This is a genomic window from Chlorobaculum sp. 24CR, assembly GCF_004118635.1.
Lineage (GTDB): Bacteria > Bacteroidota > Chlorobiia > Chlorobiales > Chlorobiaceae > Chlorobaculum.
Window position 1 is genome coordinate 1 of the sequence record NZ_SDGU01000030.1, and the last position, 19,978, is coordinate 19,978.

At 54.8% G+C, this 19,978-nt stretch carries 12 protein-coding genes and 1 pseudogene; 6 read left to right on the forward strand and 7 right to left on the reverse strand.

The window, feature by feature from the left end:
• Window positions 1–217: 217 nt before the first annotated feature.
• From EST62_RS07110 to EST62_RS07135, 6 genes are all read right to left on the reverse strand, one after another.
• Window positions 218–745 (reverse strand): GNAT family N-acetyltransferase, encoded by a 528-nt coding sequence (locus EST62_RS07110; RefSeq protein WP_129051413.1) that lies wholly within the window; start codon window positions 743–745, stop codon window positions 218–220.
• Window positions 742–1,020 carry a DUF1778 domain-containing protein gene (locus EST62_RS07115; RefSeq protein ID WP_129051414.1) on the reverse strand — a complete coding sequence of 93 codons (279 nt, stop codon included), beginning with the start codon at window positions 1,018–1,020 and terminating at the stop codon, window positions 742–744. The genes EST62_RS07110 and EST62_RS07115 overlap by 4 nt, the downstream gene beginning before the upstream one ends.
• A 131-nt stretch (window positions 1,021–1,151) precedes the next feature.
• The gene (locus EST62_RS07120) at window positions 1,152–2,342 is read right to left on the reverse strand and encodes a DUF3322 domain-containing protein (protein ID WP_129051415.1); all 1,191 of its coding nucleotides are present in this window, start codon (window positions 2,340–2,342) and stop codon (window positions 1,152–1,154) included.
• Window positions 2,339–5,707, reverse strand: a complete 3,369-nt coding sequence (locus tag EST62_RS07125; protein WP_129051416.1) for an ATP-binding protein — start codon at window positions 5,705–5,707, stop codon at window positions 2,339–2,341. Before EST62_RS07125 ends, EST62_RS07120 begins: the two co-directional genes overlap by 4 nt.
• Window positions 5,700–6,332, reverse strand: coding sequence for a DUF4194 domain-containing protein (locus EST62_RS07130; RefSeq protein WP_129051439.1), 633 nt, complete (start codon window positions 6,330–6,332; stop codon window positions 5,700–5,702). The genes EST62_RS07125 and EST62_RS07130 overlap by 8 nt, the downstream gene beginning before the upstream one ends.
• Before the next feature lie 195 nt (window positions 6,333–6,527).
• A complete protein-coding gene (locus EST62_RS07135) occupies window positions 6,528–7,976 on the reverse strand; it encodes a DUF3375 domain-containing protein (protein WP_129051417.1) in 1,449 nt (482 codons plus the stop codon).
• Window positions 7,977–8,458: 482 nt separating this feature from the next.
• Between EST62_RS07135 and EST62_RS07140 the strand changes: the two genes are divergently transcribed.
• From EST62_RS07140 to EST62_RS07155, 4 genes are all read left to right on the forward strand, one after another.
• Window positions 8,459–9,835: an Eco57I restriction-modification methylase domain-containing protein gene (locus tag EST62_RS07140; RefSeq protein ID WP_371414685.1), complete on the forward strand. Its 1,377-nt coding sequence runs from the start codon at window positions 8,459–8,461 to the stop codon at window positions 9,833–9,835.
• Complete coding sequence (locus tag EST62_RS07145; RefSeq protein ID WP_129051418.1) at window positions 9,836–10,798, forward strand: BsuBI/PstI family type II restriction endonuclease; 963 nt, start codon at window positions 9,836–9,838, stop codon at window positions 10,796–10,798.
• Between the two features lie 324 nt (window positions 10,799–11,122).
• Window positions 11,123–14,035, forward strand: coding sequence for a DEAD/DEAH box helicase (locus EST62_RS07150; RefSeq protein ID WP_245153511.1), 2,913 nt, complete (start codon window positions 11,123–11,125; stop codon window positions 14,033–14,035).
• Window positions 14,036–14,039: 4 nt separating this feature from the next.
• Window positions 14,040–14,903, forward strand: coding sequence for an SWIM zinc finger family protein (locus tag EST62_RS07155; RefSeq protein ID WP_129051420.1), 864 nt, complete (start codon window positions 14,040–14,042; stop codon window positions 14,901–14,903).
• Window positions 14,904–15,555: 652 nt separating this feature from the next.
• On the opposite strand, the gene EST62_RS13775 is transcribed toward EST62_RS07155, so the two are convergent.
• Window positions 15,556–15,867 carry an iron-containing alcohol dehydrogenase gene (locus tag EST62_RS13775; protein WP_245153512.1) on the reverse strand — a complete coding sequence of 104 codons (312 nt, stop codon included), beginning with the start codon at window positions 15,865–15,867 and terminating at the stop codon, window positions 15,556–15,558.
• Window positions 15,868–16,551: 684 nt separating this feature from the next.
• On the opposite strand from EST62_RS13775, the gene EST62_RS07165 reads away from it, so the two are divergent.
• Together EST62_RS07165 and EST62_RS13980 are read left to right on the forward strand one after the other, a co-directional pair.
• A complete protein-coding gene (locus EST62_RS07165) occupies window positions 16,552–18,678 on the forward strand; it encodes a hypothetical protein (protein WP_129051421.1) in 2,127 nt (708 codons plus the stop codon).
• Window positions 18,679–18,866: 188 nt separating this feature from the next.
• Window positions 18,867–19,799: pseudogene (locus tag EST62_RS13980) on the forward strand (sigma-54 interaction domain-containing protein); the annotation flags it as partial.
• Between the last annotated feature and the right edge of the window lie 179 nt (window positions 19,800–19,978).

A 19,978-nucleotide genomic window follows, 5' to 3' on the forward strand; every position in this document is an offset into this window, starting at 1 on the left:
AGTCAAGGTCGAGAAATTGAGTATAAAAAGTTGCATTCACAGCAGCTCCAACTCTTCTAAATACCTCGAAGCTCTGCTTCGAGGATCCTTTATTCCCCCTCCGTTTCACACCTTTCCCAGCGCTTCCGCCAGCATCTCATACCCGTTATTTCCCTGTTCCAGTCTTACGCTTTCACCGAGGTGGTCAGGTGCAACGTAAGTTAATAAGCGAACTTGCTTATGGTTGTTCGACGCTTTGCAGGGCGGTGCGGATGGTCTGGAACGGCAGGATGAGGGAGAGCGGCTTGTCGGGAAGTGGCAAGGCTCCGTAGCTGGCGTACCATTCGGCGACGCGCGGGTTTTTGGCGTCGATCAGCAGGCCGATGCCGCCGACATGGTTTGCGGCTTGCAGGCATCTTCTGCCTGCGGAAAGCAGTAGCTGGCCGCCAAACCCCTGTTTCTGGACGGATCGATCCACGGCAAGTTTGCAGAGCCTGAACATCGGTACGGCATGGTGAGCCAGGCCGCGTTTGATGATTTCGGGAGTCTGGGCGTAAGCTACCGTGGCGATGCTCAGGCTGTAGTATCCGAAAATGCGCTGTTCGCCGTTGTCGCTGATGGCCAGAAAGGTTCTGGCTGTTCCCTTGCTGTGACTTTGTCTGGCGTAGCGGCGCAGGAATTCGTTGAGCTGTTTGTCGCCGCAGTCGAACGCCGTACGATGATGATGACTGGCGATAGCCTCTTCATGCCACGATTTTATGGTCATTTCTGTTGAGGCAGGGCGGCGGCGGCAGCCAGAAGCTTGTCGTTCGGTGCGGGCGGATTTTCAAGAAGGTCAAGCAGGAGGGCCGTTTCCCGCTCGGTGAGAGCGAAGCGTTCGTGCTGTTCGATAACCGTTCGGGCAGCCGATACCGATGCACTGGTGACAAATTCGGTCAGGTCGGTGGACTGGATGGATGCGGCCTGCATCAGGAGTTCTTTTTGCGAGGCGTCGATCCGTATCGACAGGCGCTGATTGCTTGTGACGGTCGTTCGAGGCATACGGGATGTAGCGTTCTGTGTGCAATGAATCTGTACAAAAAACAAAATACGAGTTTTGGCGACATCTGCAAACAACAGTGAGATTCTGGCGTGCAAGTCAGGGTGCTGCCCGAAGTTGACCCGCGCCGGATTCATCGTCGCTCCAGCGCTTCAACCAGCATCTCATACCCGATCTTTTCCTGTTCCAATCTTACTCCGTCGTCTAACCGGTTTTCGCGTAAATCGTCATAAAGCGATTGCTCGGCTTCCGTCAGTCTCGTCAGCTCGGCGGTTTCGGGGTTTGGTTCGGTTTGCCAGTGGTTGCGGTGGGCGAGGAGGGTTGCTCGATCCATGAGGAGCGAGGTGGCGTGGGGGAAGTGTTCGCGGAACTGGTTGAGGATGGCGAAGCCATGCGTGTCGATGTCGCCCCAGTAGTGGAGTTTGCGGGTTTGGAGCCAGTCGATGCGGGCGAGGTTCCGGAAGCCGTAGCCTGCGCCGAAGATCACCATCGCTCGCGGCACTGGCGGAAAGGCGAGGAAGTTGATTTCGTTTTCGGTGATGAAGACCGTTTCAACCGGCAGGTCGAGCCGCGCGAAGTCGGCCTGCGTGAGGGTGATGTCGTTCTCGCCACCGCCGGGCAGAAGCGTCAGCGCGGGGTCGAGGAGGCGGAAGCGGACGCGGAGCGGTTTGTCGCGGAAGCCGTAGCGCTGGCAGAAGCTGGCGCTGCCGGTGGCGGTTGCGTCGATCGTTTCAGGCGGCAGGGCGAGGTCGAAGAGTTCGGAGAGTGTGCCGCGGTGCGCTTCGATGAACTTGGTGTGGATGCCGGCGAGGTCGATTTGCCGCAAGTAGATGCCGGGGCGCGGATGGTTCCGCAGCCACTCGACGAGGCGCAGTATGTTTGGCCACGATTCGGCAAGTTCGAGGGCGCGGAGGGGACGGCGGGCAAGCCAGGGGAGCAGCGCGGGTTCGCGCTTGCGGGTCAGCTCGATCATGCTGGCGAACTTTTCGGCGTCTCGGCGCTTGCCGATGAGCGCGAGAGCGTCGTCCATCGAGTCGATCCAGAGTTCCGACGGGATGTCGTTGCCGCCGAGAACGCGGTGGTTGACGGTGCGCCAAGCGATGCGGTATGGCCCGGCGGCGGCGGTGAGTTGCGTGATCCAGTCGCGCACCTCAGTGAAGTGGTCGCTGAGCTGGCGTGAATTCGGCCCTTTGAGCAAGAGGCGCAGCGGGAAGAGTGTTTCGCCCGTCACCATCGCCGAGAGCAGCGTGCCCCGGTTCCAGAGTCTCTGGACCTGCGCCCGGATGTCGGCGGGGGTCGTCCAGCCCGTTGCCGCCCGCTTCATTGCTGCATCTTCTTCTTTTCTTCGCGGTACTCTTCGATGGAGAGGTTGCGCAAAACGGAGGCGCGGCCATCCTGGTTGTGCACGAATCCGACGCTCGAAACGAAGGGTTCGATGATGTGGATTTTCTGCAGCGGCGTGACGATGAGCAGTTGCAGGTTGAGCTGGGCGAAGAGTTGCAGGCCGTAGTGGGCCGACTCGTCGGAGCCGCGTCCGAAGGCTTCGTCGATCACCACGAAGCGGAAGGAGCGCGAGCGCACCGCCCCCCATTCGAGGCCGAACTGGTAGGCGAGGCTGGCGGCGAGCACGGTGTAGGCGAGCTTCTCTTTCTGCCCGCCCGATTTGCCGCCGGAGTCGGCGTAGTGCTCGTGCTCGGCGTCGTCCTCCCGCCACCGTTCGCTGGCCGCGAAGACGAACCAGTTGCGCACGTCGGTCACCTTGGCGGTCCAGCGGCGGTCGAGGTCGGCCAGGTTGTCGCGGCCCCGGAAGCGGTCGATGATGCGGCGCACCTGGAGGAATTTGGCTTCGGAGTACTGGGTGCTCTCCGATCCAGTCAGCGTCCCTTCGGTGCAGCTCCTCAGCTCCGCCTGGAACTCGCGGATGTCGGCGTCGGGGCTTGTCTGCGCTTCGAGGGTGATGTAGCGTCCGGGGTTGTAGTCGATCTGCGTGAGCGACTGGTTGATGCGCCCGATGCGCTCTTTGATTTCTTCGCGTTCGCGGGCGAGCTGCGACTGGAAGTTGGCCACTTCGCGGATGGTGTTTTCGTTGAGCAGCTCCTTGAAGCGCCCTTCGAAGCGCGGCAGGTCGTCGGCCTGGAGCTGGTCGAGCATCGAGCGGTATTCGCCGGAGGAGGCGAGGTTGACATCGATTTCGCGGGTTTCGAGCGGCCACTGCTCGTTGTATTCGGTCATCGCGCGGATGATCTTTTCGTTCAGGCGCGAGAGCTTTTTCTCTTCGGCGTCGATCTTCGATTGCAGCCAGTCGCGCATGTCGCGCTCGCGGTTGTCGCACGATTCGACGGTGAGCGCTTTCTGCTCCGGCATCTCCGCGTGGAGCGCTTCAATGCGTCCGAATCGGGCAGTGACTCCCGGCCCGGCTTCGTCCAGCGCGGCCTGCGCTTCCGATTCGAGCTCGCGGGCGTCGCTGATCTTCTGCTCGGTTTTCGAGCGTTTGCTTTTGCGCTCGTCGAGGAGGCGCTCGGTTTCACGCAATTTCGCCTCGACCTCTTCGAGCTGCGCGGTGAGGGTGCGGAGCAGGTCGGAGGCCGCTTCGAGTTCACGCTTTTCGGCTTCGAGCCGGGCGATGGCGACGGCGACCGGTTGCCAGTCGAGGTCGTGGAAGTCGGGATATTCGTCGAGGCGCGACAGAATTGTTAGTCGCTCCCGGAGGTTGGCCTGCTCCTGTTGCAGCGCCGTCATCCGTCGCTTCAGCTCGCCGAGTTCATCGCTTTTCCGACGGGCGTTCTCTTCGAGCGCGGTGATCTTGGCGACGTTTGTCCAGCCGAGCACGTAGCGGCTGCGGTCGTCGATGCGGTGGCGGTCATCCTTTTCGTGGCGCTCGCCGGGCATTTTGATCTGTCCGGCCACGGTGATCGCTTTTTTCTCGCGACGGAACTCTTCCTGACTCGTGCAGCAGACCACGTCGAAGCGGTTGCCGATCTCCCGTTCGAGCCAGTCGAAGTGGGGAGAGTCCTCCTTGATCTTGAGCTTGCGCGGCAGGGCGGCGGGGTTGTCGGCCAAGGCGTCGCGGCGAACCGACGGACGCACCCGGAAATAGACGAGGTGTCCCTTGAGGTGGGTGCGGTCAACCCATTCGGCCACCGGCGCGTAATAGCGGTCGGGCACGAGCAGCGAGAGGGCGAAGTTGCGCAGCAGCCGCTCGATGGCTCCCTCCCACGCGGCCTCGCTTTCGCGTACCTGGAGCAGCTCGCCCGCGAAGGGCATGTCGCCCTCGTCGATGCCGAGCGCCCGGCAGAGGCTGCGGCGCATGGCGATCTGCCGGTCGTCGATGTTGTTTTTCCGCGATTTCAGACTCTCGATCTCGGCCAGCAGTTCGCGCTCCTCCTGCTCTTCGCGGGCGAGGGTGACGCCAAGTTCGTTCAGGTTGTTCTGGAGATCGGCCTCGCGCTCCTCGGCCTCTTCGCGCATCTGTTCGTGCCCGGTTCGCTGGCGGAGAAAGCCGTCTGCGGTCGATGCGGGGGTTTCGTCGAGTTGACTGACCAGCTCCGCGTATCGGGCGGCTTTGTGCTTTTTCCGGTCGAGTTCCTGCTGCTTCGTGCGGATTTCCGAAGCGATGCTTTCGATGCGGTCGCCGCCGTTTTCGGCGATGGTTCGACGAAGTTGGCGCTCCCGCTCCTGCTCTTCGCTGCGCTCTTCTTCGAGCCGCTCGACGGCATTGTCTTGTCGCAGAAGTTCCTCTTCGAGCGAGGCGAGCCGGTGGTGAAGCAGGCCGAGCTTGAGGGAGGCGAACCAGGGGCGCAGGGCGTCGCGGCAGCTCCGCAGCTCTTCGGTGGAGGCGGAGAGCTCTTCGTGGCGGTCGCAATCCTCGACGAGCGGGGCGAGCATTTCGATCTGGCGCTTGGCTTTGAGCACCGCTTCGTGGGCGCGGTTGAGGTCCTCGAAGTGGCCGACGAGGGCGGCGATGCGCGGCTCGACGTCGAAAGCTTCGAGCATGTGGCTGCGCACGAAGTCGGTGAGGTTGCCAACCGACTTGAGCGAGACGGTCTGAAGGAACAGGTCGAGCGCCTGTTCGTTGTCGATGCCGAAGCGGCGGCGGAACCACGCGCCGTAGGGCGGGAAGCTGTCGAACAGCTCGACGTTATCTGTTCGCAACCGTTTGCGCAGGGCGGTGATCTCCGTGCCGAAGCCGGAGAAGTCGGTGGCGATGGAGAGGTCGCGCTCGGCGGCGGCCAGGAGGCGGGCGGGCTGTCCGGCGGGATCCTTCATCCAGAACACCTGGGCGAGCGTCACGGTCTTGCCGTACCCTTCGTTGTGGAAGACGCCGAGAATCACCGAGTATGCGTTGTCGCCACGCAGGGCGACCGGTTTTGCGCCGCCGCCAAGCGACTCCTGTCGCTCCGACTTGTAGTAGCCGAGCACGTAAGAGCGGAGCGAGCGCTCGCGGCTGTCGGCTCCGGCGGCCTTGTTGTAGGAGATGCGCTGGCTCGGCGCGACGAGCGTGGTGACGGCATCGACCAGCGTCGATTTGCCGGAGCCGATGTCGCCGGTCAAGAGGCCGTTGCGCCCGTCGAGACGGAGCGTCCAGACGCGCCCGTCGAAGGTGCCCCAGTTGAACACTTCGAGCCGCTGGAGCCGGAACCCGGCGAGGCGGTCGTCGGAGATGAATCCGAATTCAAGCGCTTCAGCCATTTTCTTCCTCCGTCGATTGCGTGGCGAGCTGGCGGTACTCGTCGAGGCGACGGTCGAAGTCGGCCAGCCACTGCGCATCGATGAACGCCTTGATGATGCGTCGCACCTCGATCATCTGCTTTTCGCCACGCAGCCGCCGGATGAAGCCGAGGTCGGCGATTTTGTTCAGGGTGGCGTCAACCTGGTCGATGAGCCTGGCTTCGTTGCTTCCGGCGGGTAGGAAGATGCGGATCAGCTCCGCCACCTCGTCGCGCGACAGGATCAGCCGCGTTTCGCCGCCGCTTGCGTCAGCTTCGGCGAGCTTCTTGCGCAACAGCGCCAGCAAGAGGCTGACCGGCCAGGAGAGCTGGCGTCGGGCCACCAGACGCGGCATGGCCTCGCCCTTCCCCTCGTCTTCTGCCGGGCGGGAGCGCAGGAAAGCGTACCCTTCAGCTTCGTCGAGCGTCAGTTCGAGGCCGATCACGGCCACGTAGTCGCGTACGCCCGCTTGCAGGTTCAAAAGGCTGTTCCAGAGCGCGGGGTTCTCTTCATGGTAAAGCACCCCTTTGAGCAGGGCGACCAGAAGTTGGGACAGATCCTGCGGCGCGGTTGCCGGATGCGAGGTTTCGGTGTCGGTCGGGTTCATCAAAGTGTTCTGAAAAAATGATCGTGCATCGGCCAGTATAGTATCAATTGGTCAAAGGTGAAAATGTCGTGAAGCCGGGAAACCGGGGCAGCCACAGGGGGACTGCCCCTACAAGCCAGAAATACCTGTTAATTTTCTTTCGTAGGGGCAACCCCCCGTGGTTGCCCGGCATTGCCGTCAGCAATTCTTTCCTCCTCACTCCTTCCGCACAAAAATAATCCTCGGCAGCGTTGCCTGCCGCTTCACGCCGTTTTCTGCCTCCCATTCGATCCGCTCTTTCGTCTCTTCATCGACCGCCGTGTGGGGCCACTCTCCGGCGATCTGGAGGTAGGTGACCAGTTCGGCCAGACCGTGGCGCAACGGGTGGCGGGCGATCACTTCGCCGAGGGCGATCTGGCTGCGCTCCTGCAACGCTTTGCGAATGTGGCTCGTCAGCTCGGCGCGATCGACAATTACCTGGGCATAGAGCGCGGCAGTGTCGATTTCAGCGTCCCCTTCGTCGAGCGCAATGCCCTCCAGCACCGGCTTGAAGGGCGGGCGGTAGAGCGGCCTTTCGAGCGGCAGTTCGATCGAGGCGGAGGCGTCGTCGAGCGGCATGAAGTTGCCCGACGGCGGCGAGTGTCGCAGGGCGAGCGCCTTGCTTTCGATCTCGTGCAGGATGTCCATGATGCGGCGGTTTTCGAGCCAGGCTTTGTCGTCGAGGAACTTGCGCAACTGGCCGGAGAGGCGCGCCACGGTGCGCTGCGTGTGTTCGCCCGCTTCGAGCCAGTCGTAGTGCACCCGCCTCAGTCGCGGTTCGGGCTGCATTTCGACCACCGGCGGCAGATCGAGTATTTCGTCGAGCAGAAGGGTTAGTTCCTCCTGTCGTGATGGCGACATCAGGAAGTCCCAGAAGGCGCGGAAGCTCCGGCCCTGATCGGAATCGGCGATGGCGTCGCGCTGGCCCATGATCTCCTCCAGCAGCTCGCCCTTGCCCCCCTCCCAGAGCGCGATGCGCTCGCGCACCCGCCGGTCGAGGGTGCGGAAATTGTGCTCCACCTCGCGGAAGTCGGTGAGCAGTTCGCGCGCCAGTTGGAGGAACTGCTGGAAACGATCCTTGAGCGCCGTGTCATCGAGCATCGAGATTTCACCGGCCCGGATTCGGGCGACCTCTGCATCGATCTCCTCCCGCCGTCGGTTCAGCTCCGCAATGCGCATCTCAGGGTCGGCCTGGCTGCCGGTGCTCATCTGGCGCAACAGCTCGAACAGGGTCAACAGGCGCGACTCCGTACCGACGAACGCCCGCTCCGAAAGGCTCTGTAGCCACGCCAGCGCCTTTTCGGTCGCCGGAGTCAGGTCGTAGTGCGGCTCGTCCTCGCCCTGCGGGTAGAATTTGCGCAGCCACCCTTTGTCGTTCTCCGCCCAGTCGTTCAGGTAGCTCTGCGCCGAGCCGGGGAAGGCACTCTCGCCAAGCTGACGGCGAAGCGCGAACAGCTCATCCTCCAGCGCTTCGCCGAGGTCGGCTTGCGAAAGGGTGCGCACATTTGGCGCGATGAACACCCGGTGCAGGAACGACGCCACCAGCGGCGCATGTTGCGCGCGCAACAGCCGCCATGCCGGATGGTTCTGCCGGAGCAGGTCAAGGGTGGTAAAATCGAGAGCCATAGGCGCGGTCAGTAAACGCGAGGTGAAGCGATGAACGGTATCCGAAAGGCGCAAGTGATTCTGTATGGAAGCAGATTCATGAGCGGAAAGTGTTCACCGGGGTTGCGTTGGTCTTGTGTTGTCCCTAAAGATACGGGATTCTTCAGCGTTCCCGAAGGGGCAGATTCGATAATCTGAATGCTCGCCTTGACAGGCACAGGTCGAGACGCTGTTGGGGAGAGCGGTCAGCAGCCCTCCTGTGACAGGATGAAGGTTGAGATGCAGGGGCGGGATGCCTGTTTGATAGTTGGATTTCTTATAATGGCTGTATGATGGTGGCATTGTATGGTAATGCCTTGTTTTCAGCCTCACTGGACAATACGGGAGACAGGTTCTTGTTATCGGCAATCGAGATAAAGCGAGTACAGCTTTCAAACACCACTTCGGCGAAAAGAAAGTCGCAATTCGGTCAGTTTCTCACACCGGAACGGACAGCAGCATTCATGGCTTCTCTTTTTCCGGAAGCTGACGGCTGTTGCCGGTTACTGGATGCAGGGGCGGGAATCGGCTCGTTGTCGGCGGCTTTTCTTGCACGGTGGCGGTCAGGCGGCTTTCAGTTTCAACAGGTCGAGGTGGATGCATTCGAGCTCGATCACGAGTTGATCCGGCATCTGTCGAGCACCTTTGCGTATTCCCATCATAGCAACAATGGCCTTGTTGTTACGATCCATGAAGCGGATTTCATCGAGGCGGCTGTCGATTCACTCTCGGGAAATCTGTTTTCTGTCCCACTCAAAAGCTACACCCATGCCATCCTGAATCCGCCCTACAAGAAGATCAACAGTCATTCGGCGCATCGCCATCTGTTGCGGCAGGTTGGCATCGAGACGGTAAACCTCTATTCCGCCTTTGTGGCGCTTGCCGTGGCGCTTGCTGCGCCGGGGGGCCATATTGTGGCGATCATTCCCCGAAGTTTCTGCAACGGACCCTATTACCGGCCGTTCCGGGCGTTTATTGCCGAGCGTGCGGCCATTCGTCATCTGCATCTGTTCGGATCGAGAAACAAAGCCTTCAAAGATGACGCAGTGTTGCAGGAAAATGTCATTATTCATCTCGAATGTTGCGCAGCGCAAGGCGCTGTAACGGTATCAACTTCTACCGACGACACCTTCAGCGACCTTGCAACTCATGAACATCCGTTCGACAGAATCGTTTTTCCCGGTGATTCAGAGCGTTTCATCCATATTCCGACCTCACCTGAGAAACAAGATAGCGAACACTCATCGATGGTTCGATATACGCTGGATGATATAGGACTCACCGTATCTACTGGCCCGGTAGTCGATTTTCGCCTGAAAACGCATCTGCGCGATATGCCGGATCAGGATACGGCGCCACTTTTTTACCCCTGCCATTTCTCCGGATATGCAACGACGTGGCCTCTGACAGGCTCAAAAAAGCCGAATGCCATCAAGCGCAATACTGAAACTGAAAGGTGGCTCTACCCGAATGGGTTCTATTGCGTTGTAAGGCGTTTCTCATCAAAGGAGGAAAAACGACGGATCGTGGCCAGCGTCGTCGATCCTGAAATGTTTGATGAAATGGCTGTTCTGGGTTTTGAGAATCATCTCAATCTTTTTCATGAGAACAGGGCGGGGATACCGAAACCACTTGCATGGGGGTTGGCTGTATTTCTGAACTCGACGGCTGTCGATGAACGCTTCCGCCGATTCAATGGTCACACCCAGGTCAATGCGACAGACCTGAGAATGATGAAATACCCGAGCCGGTCAACTTTGATCGAGCTTGGAGTATGGGCGATGCAGCGGGACAATCTCAGCCAGTCGTGTATTGATGAAAAAATTGAATCAATGACCTGAATGAAAAGCAGAAACAGCTACATAAAGGAAGCTCAGCAGATTATCGTGTCGCTGGGCTTGCCACGAGCTCAACAGAATGAGCGATCGGCGTTGAGTCTGTTGGCTTTGCTGAATCTCACTCCCGGTAAGTCATGGGCCGATGCCGATGCGCCTTTGATGGGAATTACCCCGATCATGGATTGGGTACGGGAGCATTACAAGAAAGACTATGCTCCCAACACCCGTGAAACGGTGCGTCGCCAGACCATGCACCAGTTTTGCGATGCAGGCATTACGGTGTACAATCCTGACCAGCCCGATCGACCCGTTAACAGTCCCAAAGCGGTCTATCAGATTGAGCATTCCGCACTGGCATTGCTTCGCACTTTTAATACAACCTCTTGGCATGACAACCTTACCGAATATCTCGCAAAGCGGGAGTCGCTTGTTGAACGTTATGCCAATGTACGAGAGCAGAACAGTGTGCCGGTTGAAATCATTCCAGGGCGGAAACTATCCTTGAGTCCCGGCGAGCATAGTGAGTTGATCCGGGAGATCATCGAGAACTTTGCTCCGCGTTTTGCGCCGGGGAGCGTGCTGGTTTATGCCGGTGATACCGGTCATAAATGGGGATATTTTGATGCTGTATTACTCTCCGATCTTGGTGTCGATGTGGATGTTCACGGCAAAATGCCCGATGTCGTTCTGTATTACAAAGGGAAAAACTGGCTGTTACTTGTCGAGTCGGTAACCAGTCACGGGCCGGTTGACGGCAAACGGCATGATGAACTTAAAGCCTTGTTTGTCAATTCAAAGGCAGGACTTGTGTATGTAACGGCATTTCCGAATCGAGCTGTGATGAGTCGGTATCTTGGCGAGATTGCATGGGAATCCGAAGTGTGGGTTGCCGATGCACCGTCGCATTTGATACACTTCAACGGAGAGCGTTTCCTCGGACCGTATTGCGAGGTGGTGAAAAAATAGAAAAATCAGGGGCGGGAGTGCATAACTTAACGTTTTCATGAACGTTCCCAAGACTGTTCCATAGGTTGCGGGGCGTTGATCCGTTGGTGAAACATCTTTTGTTGAGTGTTGTCGCCGGGTAAGGAAGGGTGTCGGTATCGTTGGTTGAATCGGTGAATATGGCGATATTGCAAGCTTCTATCGAATTTTACAGCAGGAGAGACAAAGGGTTAATCGATGATTGCATTGCATTGTTCGGTTTTGGATGGCCAATTGGTGCTGTGGAGTGAAGGGCGTGAGCCGGGGGATACAGGGGAGCTTCGTCGGGCGCTCAGGGCAGTCGGCATGAAGGTTTCAGTTCGCAAGCCGATGCTCAGGGAGCTGCTTGCCTGGCTTCCTCATCGTGGCCATGAGCGGGTACCCTCTTCGCCCCTGCTTGGCGACGCGCCGGACAGGCGACGGAAATCCTCGCTCAACCCGTTGAGGGTTACCGCTCTTCCTCTCGACATCGCCTTTTGCTTTGCCTTCTTCTCCTGTGTTCGTGAAGGGAGTGTTCCTGGTTCAGGCGCTTTTTTCGGGCCATCCGTGTTCTGGGCCATGCAGCTTTTCGATACCGCCGTGCACCTTGTTTGCGCAGAGCGGTACCTTCCTTCGCTTGTTCGCGGTACGATTCAGTGGGAAGGGCGCTGGGTTCCTTACCCTGAAAATTCCCTTGTAGCGCGTCTCGATACGCTTTCGGAAACCATGCCTCCGGTATGCCGTTGTCTTTCAGGGGAGCGCAAGACGCCCCCGCAAACTTCAGCCAGGGAGCTTCAGGCAGCCTTGTTGCAGGAGCAGGTGGATCGGCTTGTCCGGCTCTCTTCTGTTACCACGAGTCGCAAAGAGGCGAAGCCTTTGACCATCCATGACGCCTGGATGCAATCGCTCTTGGGCAGGAATCCTGAAATTCAGTGGGAACGCAAGCCGGAAATCGAGGCTTTTGCCCGAGAACTTGCCGCGTGGCGTCGCCCGCTGGATGTGTATGCCCGATCTCCCTTCAGTTTCTGTTTTCGCCTTGCCGAACCTTCCCTGAAGGCTAAAAAAGAGGTTTGGCAGCTCACCTGTCTGCTTCAGTTGAAAAGTGATCCGAGTCTGTTGCTTGAGGTCGGTGAACTCTGGAATCCGGAAAGCGACGCCTCGGAACAGGCAAAAAGCTATGGGGCTGATGTTACGGAGTTCATGCTGATGGCGCTGGGGCAGGCGGCTCTGCTCTATCCCGAATTAACCCAAGGGTTAACGCTGAAAAAAACAGGTGGCCTGAAGCTCGATACCGCAGGGGCATTCAGGTTCCTTTCTGACTATGCCCCCACGTTGCGAGAGGCCGGTTTTGTTGTCGTGCTTCCGTCGTGGTGGGTTGGCAAGGGGCCGATGAACAGGGTGGGGATAACGGCGCGCGTCAAAGCTCCCTCCATGAAGGCAAGTGGTAACGGAATTGGCCTCGGTACGCTCCTTTCATGCGATTATGCAGCTTCACTCGGCGGAGACGAGATCGATTTTGACGAACTCAGGCGTCTGGCCGGGCTGAAAATGCCTCTGGTCCGGGTGCGGGGGCAGTGGCGGCAGCTTGACCATCGCGAACTGGCCCAGGCGGTAGGTTTTCTTGAAAAACAGCGATCCGGGGAGCTGACGGTACGGGATATTCTTGCAACGGAGTTTGGCGCCGGTTTGCCCGAGGTCGCTCTGGCTGTTCAAACGGTCGATGCCGATGGCTGGATGAAGGAGCTGCTTGAAAAACTGAAAGGAGAGAGCCGTTTTGAACTGCTTTCGCAACCGGTCGAGTTTCAGGGAAAACTTCGCGAGTATCAGGTGAAGGGCTATTCATGGCTTGCTTTCCTGAGACGCTGGGGACTCGGGGCCTGCCTGGCTGACGATATGGGTCTTGGCAAGACGGTTCAGACGCTCGCTCTGTTGCAGGAGGAGAGAAACAAGGGGGAAAAACGGCCGGTTCTTCTGATCTTCCCGACTTCGGTGGTCAATAACTGGAGAAAGGAGGCTGAACAGTTTACCCCTGATCTGCCGGTTCATGTGCACCACGGAGCCGACCGGCTGAAAACGACGGCGTTTAAAAAAGCCGCAAAGGCATCGGCGCTGGTGATTTCGAGCTACGGCCTTCTGTTGCGCGATATAGCGTCACTCTCGAAGCAGGAGTGGGCGGGGGTGATTCTCGATGAGGCCCAGAACATCAAGAATCCTGAAACCAAACAGGCCAAAGCGGCTCGTGCGCTGCATTCGGATTACCGGATAGCGCTGACCGGCACGCCGGTAGAAAATCATGTCGGCGACCTTTGGGCTCTCATGGATTTTCTCAATCCAGGCTTTCTTGGCAGTCAGGCCTTTTTCAGGCAGCGCTTTTTCAATCCGATTCAGTGGTATGGCGACAGCGAGGCCTCTGAAAGGCTGAAAGCGATGACGTCGCCCTTCATTCTCCGTCGCCTGAAAACCGACCGTTCGATCATTTCCGATTTGCCCGACAAGATCGAAATGAAGCAGTACTGTACGCTCACCATGGAGCAGGCATCTCTGTACAAGGCCGTGGTCGATGAACTGCAGGAGAAAATCGAAACGGCGGAAGGGATCGACCGGCGTGGCCTGATTCTGGCCCTGCTGGTCAAACTCAAGCAGGTGTGCAATCATCCGGCGCAGTTTCTCGGCGACAACTCGGCAGTTGAAAATCGTTCGGGCAAGGTGCAGCGCCTGACGGAGCTGCTTGGCGAAATTCGCGAGAGTGGTGAGCGAGCGCTTGTTTTCACCCAGTTCATGGAGATGGGCAAGCTCTTGCAGAACTATCTTCAGGAGCTGTACGGTGAAGAGGTGTTTTTCCTGCATGGATCGCTCAGCCGGAAGCGGCGTGACGAATTGATCGAGAGCTTCCAGACCGGTGACCATGCGCCCCGGATTTTCATTCTCTCCCTGAAGGCGGGAGGCTCCGGACTGAACCTGACCAGGGCGAACCATGTTATCCATTATGACCGATGGTGGAATCCCGCTGTCGAAAACCAGGCCACAGACAGGGCTTTCCGTATCGGCCAGAAGCACAATGTGGAGGTTCATAAATTCATAACCGCAGGAACGCTTGAAGAGCGGATCGACGAGATGATCGAAAGAAAAACGGTTGTTTCCGGAACGGTTCTCGGTAAAGGCGAGCAGTGGCTGACCGAGCTGTCAAACAGCGATCTGAAAAAACTCATCATGCTTGGACGGGAAGCAACAGGAGAATAAGCGTATGGCATATTACGGCTGGTACAAACCCACTGCACCGAAAAAAGTCGATAGCGGCATCAAGACGCAGAGCAAGCGTGGCGCTTTCGCGAAACAGTGGTGGGGGAAAGAGTGGATTTCGAGGCTGGAACGCTTCAATGACAGCGCCCGTCTTGGCCGTGGCCGGGCTTATGCCCGCAAGGGGCAGGTTACCGGTCTCGATGTCACGAGTAAAGGTGTTTCTGCCAAAGTGCAGGGGTCGAGGGTGAGACCATACAACGTCTCTATCCGGCTCACCCCTTACTCGAATGAGGAGTGGCGGCGTTTTGTCGGGGTGCTCGGCGATAACCCTCTGCTGGTGGCACGGATGCTCGCCGGAGAGATGCCAGAGGAGATTGAGCGGCTGTGCTCGAAAGCAGGGATCGCTCTTTTTCCGAACTCTTTCCGCGATATGGAAGCTTCATGCTCATGCCCTGATTACGCCATTCCCTGCAAACATCTGGCCGCGGTTTTTTATCTGCTTGCGGAAGCCTTCGACCGTGACCCGTTTCTTCTTTTTACCTTGAGAGGTATCGAAAAGGATGCCTTGTTCAAGGCCCTGGACGGCAACCATACCGATGAACCGGAACGACAGACGGGGAAAAAGAAGAAGCCGGTCGAGCCTTTGCCTGTCGATGCCGATGTATTCTGGTCGTCACCGGATGGGGCGGCGCTTCCGGCGCTGCACTATCAACAGCCAAGCGCGTCAGCAATTCTGGTCAGAAGGCTTGGGGCGATACCGTTCTGGCGCTCCGGCAGGAATTTTCTTGATGAAATGGAAACGACCTGCAAAGCGGCATCAGCAAGCATGGTCGATATGCGGCAGCAGCAAGAACAGGCGTCAGGGTAGTGTCGCATCAAGCTGAACTGTTTGCATTTCTTTTCGCACGCCTGCGATGGTTCACGACCACCGACGAAATCGAAATCCAGATCGAAATCGAACATCAGCTGGCGAAACTGAAGCAACCCTATCCATGGCGGATCGATGGTTATTCCTTGTACTTTCGTGGACAGAGACGGCTGGAATCAGTCGGATGCAGGCTTCATTGTGGTCAGACTCGATCTCGATAGCGATTTGGAGCTGGTGTCCCTCAGAAATGTCTTGAGATGAAAGCCGGATGCCTCTTTGATGTTCGGTGAGTCGTGCAATACAAGAGCCATCTCTTCGATCATACCCTTCGCCCGTAACAGCTCGACCACATTCGCTTTCCTTGTCGCCCTGGTCTGCCGGGGAGGCGGCCTTCGGTGTAGCGTTCGAGCAGCATGTCGCCGGCTCCTTCTTCCGACAGATGCATCGGCAAGCTGATGGAGCGCAGGAAGGCTCCGACTCGGTCGATGCCTTCCACTGCGTCATTCGGGCATGAGCTTTTCTGATGCTGAAGATGCGCTCGGCGAATTGCGTGACAGGTTTGGCATGGGTGGCAAAGCGCATCCACGGCGGATTGACGATGACGATGCCTGTGCCGAGAGGGTTCCGGCCTGCACCCGGCCGTTGAGCGCGACTACCGAGGCCCACTGCGCCTGGGCGCGTGCTTCAGGTCGTGGCCGTTGGAGACCGCTTTCGCTCCGTATTCCATCGCGGCGAGGATGATATTTTCGGCGAAGCGATCCTGCACGGGCGTGCCGTCAACGCCGTTGAAGTACGCTTCAGTGACGTGGGTGATGAGGTCGCAGATGCCGTACGCGGTCTGGTCGGCTGGCACGCTCACGGTCAGCTCGGGATCGACGATGGCCGCTTTCGGGTAGAGGCACTTCGCGCCGACGAATGGTTTGATTGCCGTCTCTTCATTGGTGACGACCGCGCCGCCGTTCATTTCCTACAACCTGATGCGCTGCACGCAGCTCAACAAAAAGGTTTACAACGTCTTCATCTGGGGATAACCGCGCCCTGTCGTGCATGAATGGCTGTTTTTCGGTGCAATAATGTCAATGAACCACTGTTTTTGCGGGCAATATTGCCTTGTTTCGAGGTTGCTGGTCAGAAGAATATTTCAAATCGCTCTTTTTCGAGGTGCCCATAATTAATTAAATGAGTAATATGAAAGTAATATATGACTAATTTGGAGATTTAGTGCGTGTAAAACCTTGAAAATCAAACGTATTTTTTGTAAAATCAAAGATAAGCGCTGCCGTTAGCTTATTCAGTTCTCCCAAAACGGTTTCGAAGTTAGTAGTGTCGACACAGTAACCACGATTGACGAAGATGTCGCCATACCGAAAACCTAATAGAAGCAGTTTCAGTATTAGTCATCAGTGTCGTTTATATAGCCTATTGAGCTGCTCTTTATGGTTTTGCTAAATGAGTTTTTTTAGGCAATCTATAACTGAGAATTTATATGAAACGTGGTTGTTTGATGTCATCTTAACGTATTTGGCTGGATGTTCATTGGGAAATTATTCTTGTTCTGATTCTCCATAATGCGTTTAATATGTGTATTTCTGAAATAAAAATAATTATTTTATATAGCAATTAAATATAATATAACAAGGGGCGTTGTATGGAGTATAGTGATATTATTACTCTTACGGAAAATGGGTTTAATCTTCAAGAAAAACAAATACTCCCGATAGGGATATTTGATGGTTCTCGTTGTTGGGGGGCTCCGGTGACAAATGTTGGGTATGAGATTGGTGCTCGAGAAAAACGTCCATCAAATCATATTATTTTATCTCCTATTCCATTTAATTCTTGGGCATGTACTATCAGAATTCAGGCAAGGGTTAATGATCAGCCTAGAATGATTTATTATTTATTAGATGCTTTAAATGAAGCGTGTGATAAATTGCATACTAATATAATATCTATATCTGATAATACATCTGGGTATTACAATGGAAGGGTTAATCTTTTAGTTGAACTTGTTGATTTTAGGGGTAGGGCTGAAAAAATCCAAGAATTATCAATAAAGAAAAAAGAGAAACGAATTAATATGACGAAGTATTCAGTTGATCTTTTAAAAAGAATGTCGGATATAAAAAAGTGTATTGAAGAGGCTAATCAAAAAAGGGAGAAAAAGTTTCTTTATTACCCAGATGCAGATACGGGTGGTAATTATTTGTGGAAAGAGATGTATTTTCTGAGGGATAAGATCGGTATAGTGGTTGATAAAATAAAAAAAGCAAGTTCTGCGGATGAAGTTAAGGATATTGTTGCTGTATATGATGAGTTGTATAATAAAAAAAATGAAGAGGGTGAGAATATCGGTAAGCATAATGAGTTGCTTGTGGAATTTATTGATATGTTATTAGAATATAAATGGTGTTATGTTAATAATAAGTCTCAAGAAGAGAAGAAAGATGTAGGTTATGCTGATATTCTAAATGGTATAGAAGATGTTATAGGTCAACAAAAAGAGTTTAAGTCATATGGCATTAATGTGCTAAGTTGTATGTGGCTACGTACGCAGGCAATGGCTTATTTGTATTCTGAGGTGGAGCAGCCTTTTAGATTCGATTATGTTTTAAAAGAAAATATAATGAAATCGGAAATACATGGTGAAAGTAGTTCCTTGAGAATCGCACATCATTTTGATTTGGATTTGCCCGCGATGTATCTCGCGACTTTTCATTCAACAAATAAATATATTAGGCTTGCTTATTTGCAAAATGATAATTGCCACGAGCGTCTGGTTAAAATAGGTTATAAATATAGTTGCTCATTTAATTCTACTAAAAATAGAAATAATGTTATTGGTTGCAGACGTAATGAAGGTGATCGAGGTGTTGGTGCTGATACGATTAGTGTTGAAAATGGTGTTCGTAATGTTAAGTGTTCTCGTGATGTTTGTGGTTATTGTGTTGATGATATATCTGGTAATGGTAGTAATGGTTTGTTGCATTACTTAACTGGTGGACTGTCTGCAGGAGATGGAGAATGCGCTAAAATAAAAATAAATACAGATGCTGAAATACATGAGTGTTTTAATGTGGATATTAAAAATATAATATCTTTTTCAAAAAGAGAGTCACGAAGGTATGAGTCTGGTTCGATAGAAATATTGGGTTATTGTAAGGGAGTTATTAATAAATCATTAGATGAAATATCGTCAGAAATAACATCAAGAATTGGCAATTTTGGAAAAATATGCAAACGAGAAAAAGGTGAGTATCAATTTAAGTCAACTGTCGATGTTTCTTTTGTGAGTCCATATAAAATATTTTTATCATGCAGAGAAGAAATAAAAAAAGATAATACTTTCAATCGTATATTTAAATCAGTATCAAAAAAGTATGGCGTGACCATAGAACTCTCTGATGAGAGCGCAGAGACGGTGACTTCTGATGTCGTAAATAGATTGTCATCTGTTGACGCGTTAATTATAGTCTTTTCGATAACAGATACAGAGCATCAGGAATACATGCAAGCTATGGATAAAAGTAAATATATACCTAATCTAGGTTGGCTGCTTTTTGAGTTGGGGATAGGTATGGGTAAAAAAATTCCGACTGTTCAGTTTCGTGATACGACAGTGGTTACAAAAGAACATTGGAGTCACTGGATTAATGTAGGAAAAGATTCTGCATTATTTTTTATTGACCGGAAAAGACCGGATTATGTTGAAATTGAGTTAGAAAAAGCAATCAGATCAATTTTAAGTAAATTGTCTGTAAAGAAATTTGATTAATGAGTATTAAATAAAATTGTACAACAGTTTCGGGGTAAAGTGTTGTACTTGTTACATTTTCATAGATAGCCTGAGAAGCCATACCTTTACATCAAAAGGAGGTATGAAATCATGGCGCACCCAACTCACTGCGAGTACAGCAAGCAGTTCCAGATTGATGCGGTCGAACTTACGCTGAAAGGAGAAAAGGCAACTCCAAGCCGATGCTGGAGGTCTATGCGCTGATCTCCAAAATCATCAAGACCCGCTCCACCGTGCTGATTCTCGGCGAGAGCGGCGTCGGCAAGGAGCTGGTGGCGAGCGCGATTCACTACAACAGCAGCGAAGCGAGCAAGCCCTTTGTGACCTTCAACTGCGCCGCCTTGCCGGAGAGCGTTATCGAAAGCGAGTTGTTCGGCCACGAAAAGGGGGCCTTCACCGGAGCCGACAAGCCGCGCAAGGGCCGATTCGAGGAGGCCGACGGCGGCACGATTTTTCTCGATGAAATCGGCGAACTGTCACTGCCGATCCAGGCCAAGCTGCTGCGCGTGTTGCAGGAGCGCACCATCGAGCGGGTCGGCTCGAACCAGAAAATCAGAATCGACATCCGCGTCATCGCCGCCACGAACCGCGACCTGAAGCAGATGGCCTCCGAGGGTAAATTCCGCGAAGACCTCTACTACCGGCTCAACGTTTTTCCGATCGTCATTCCGCCGCTACGCGACCGCAACAGCGACATCATCGCCCTGGCGGAGTTTTTCGTATCGAGTTTCGCCCGGCAGTTCGGCAAGGAGATCACCGCTATTTCGCAATCCGCGCAGGAGATGCTGCTCGTCTATCCGTGGCCGGGCAACGTGCGCGAGCTGGAAAACGTCATCGAGCGGGCGGTGATTCTGGTCGATGAGAACGTCATCGATGGCGACGATTTGCCGCTCTCGCTCCAGAGTTCGGTGGCTCCGGAGGCGACGAAGCAGGCGGGGCTGGTCGCCAAAGTGAACTCGGTCGAATATGGCATGATCGTCGAAGCGCTGACCGCCCACAAAGGCAACATCACCGCCACCGCCGAATCCCTCAGCCTAACCCGCCGAACGCTGAGCCTGAAAATGCAAAAGTTCGGCATGAACTATAAGCACTACCGGTGAGGAGGGGGGCGGTAGTGGTGGGGTGCAAAATTGCGAACAACTGCCAGGGACTGCAAGGACTTCAAGGACATTAGGGTTGGCCCGGCCGCGAGATCGCTACTCCCGGTTCTCCGCCACCTCGCCTGAATTGCGTATATTGCCCGTCGAATTGCAAATGCTTTATCCATCAACCTATCCGA

Coding starts and splice junctions, on each gene's coding strand:
- EST62_RS07110 (WP_129051413.1), bottom strand. CDS start 745: ATGACCATAAAATCGTGGCATGAAGAGGCTATCGCCAGTCATCATCAT.
- EST62_RS07115 (WP_129051414.1), bottom strand. CDS start 1,020: ATGCCTCGAACGACCGTCACAAGCAATCAGCGCCTGTCGATACGGATC.
- EST62_RS07120 (WP_129051415.1), bottom strand. CDS start 2,342: ATGAAGCGGGCGGCAACGGGCTGGACGACCCCCGCCGACATCCGGGCG.
- EST62_RS07125 (WP_129051416.1), bottom strand. CDS start 5,707: ATGGCTGAAGCGCTTGAATTCGGATTCATCTCCGACGACCGCCTCGCC.
- EST62_RS07130 (WP_129051439.1), bottom strand. CDS start 6,332: ATGAACCCGACCGACACCGAAACCTCGCATCCGGCAACCGCGCCGCAG.
- EST62_RS07135 (WP_129051417.1), bottom strand. CDS start 7,976: ATGGCTCTCGATTTTACCACCCTTGACCTGCTCCGGCAGAACCATCCG.
- EST62_RS07140 (WP_371414685.1), top strand. CDS start 8,459: ATGGCTTCTCTTTTTCCGGAAGCTGACGGCTGTTGCCGGTTACTGGAT.
- EST62_RS07145 (WP_129051418.1), top strand. CDS start 9,836: ATGAAAAGCAGAAACAGCTACATAAAGGAAGCTCAGCAGATTATCGTG.
- EST62_RS07150 (WP_245153511.1), top strand. CDS start 11,123: ATGAAGGTTTCAGTTCGCAAGCCGATGCTCAGGGAGCTGCTTGCCTGG.
- EST62_RS07155 (WP_129051420.1), top strand. CDS start 14,040: ATGGCATATTACGGCTGGTACAAACCCACTGCACCGAAAAAAGTCGAT.
- EST62_RS13775 (WP_245153512.1), bottom strand. CDS start 15,867: ATGAACGGCGGCGCGGTCGTCACCAATGAAGAGACGGCAATCAAACCA.
- EST62_RS07165 (WP_129051421.1), top strand. CDS start 16,552: ATGGAGTATAGTGATATTATTACTCTTACGGAAAATGGGTTTAATCTT.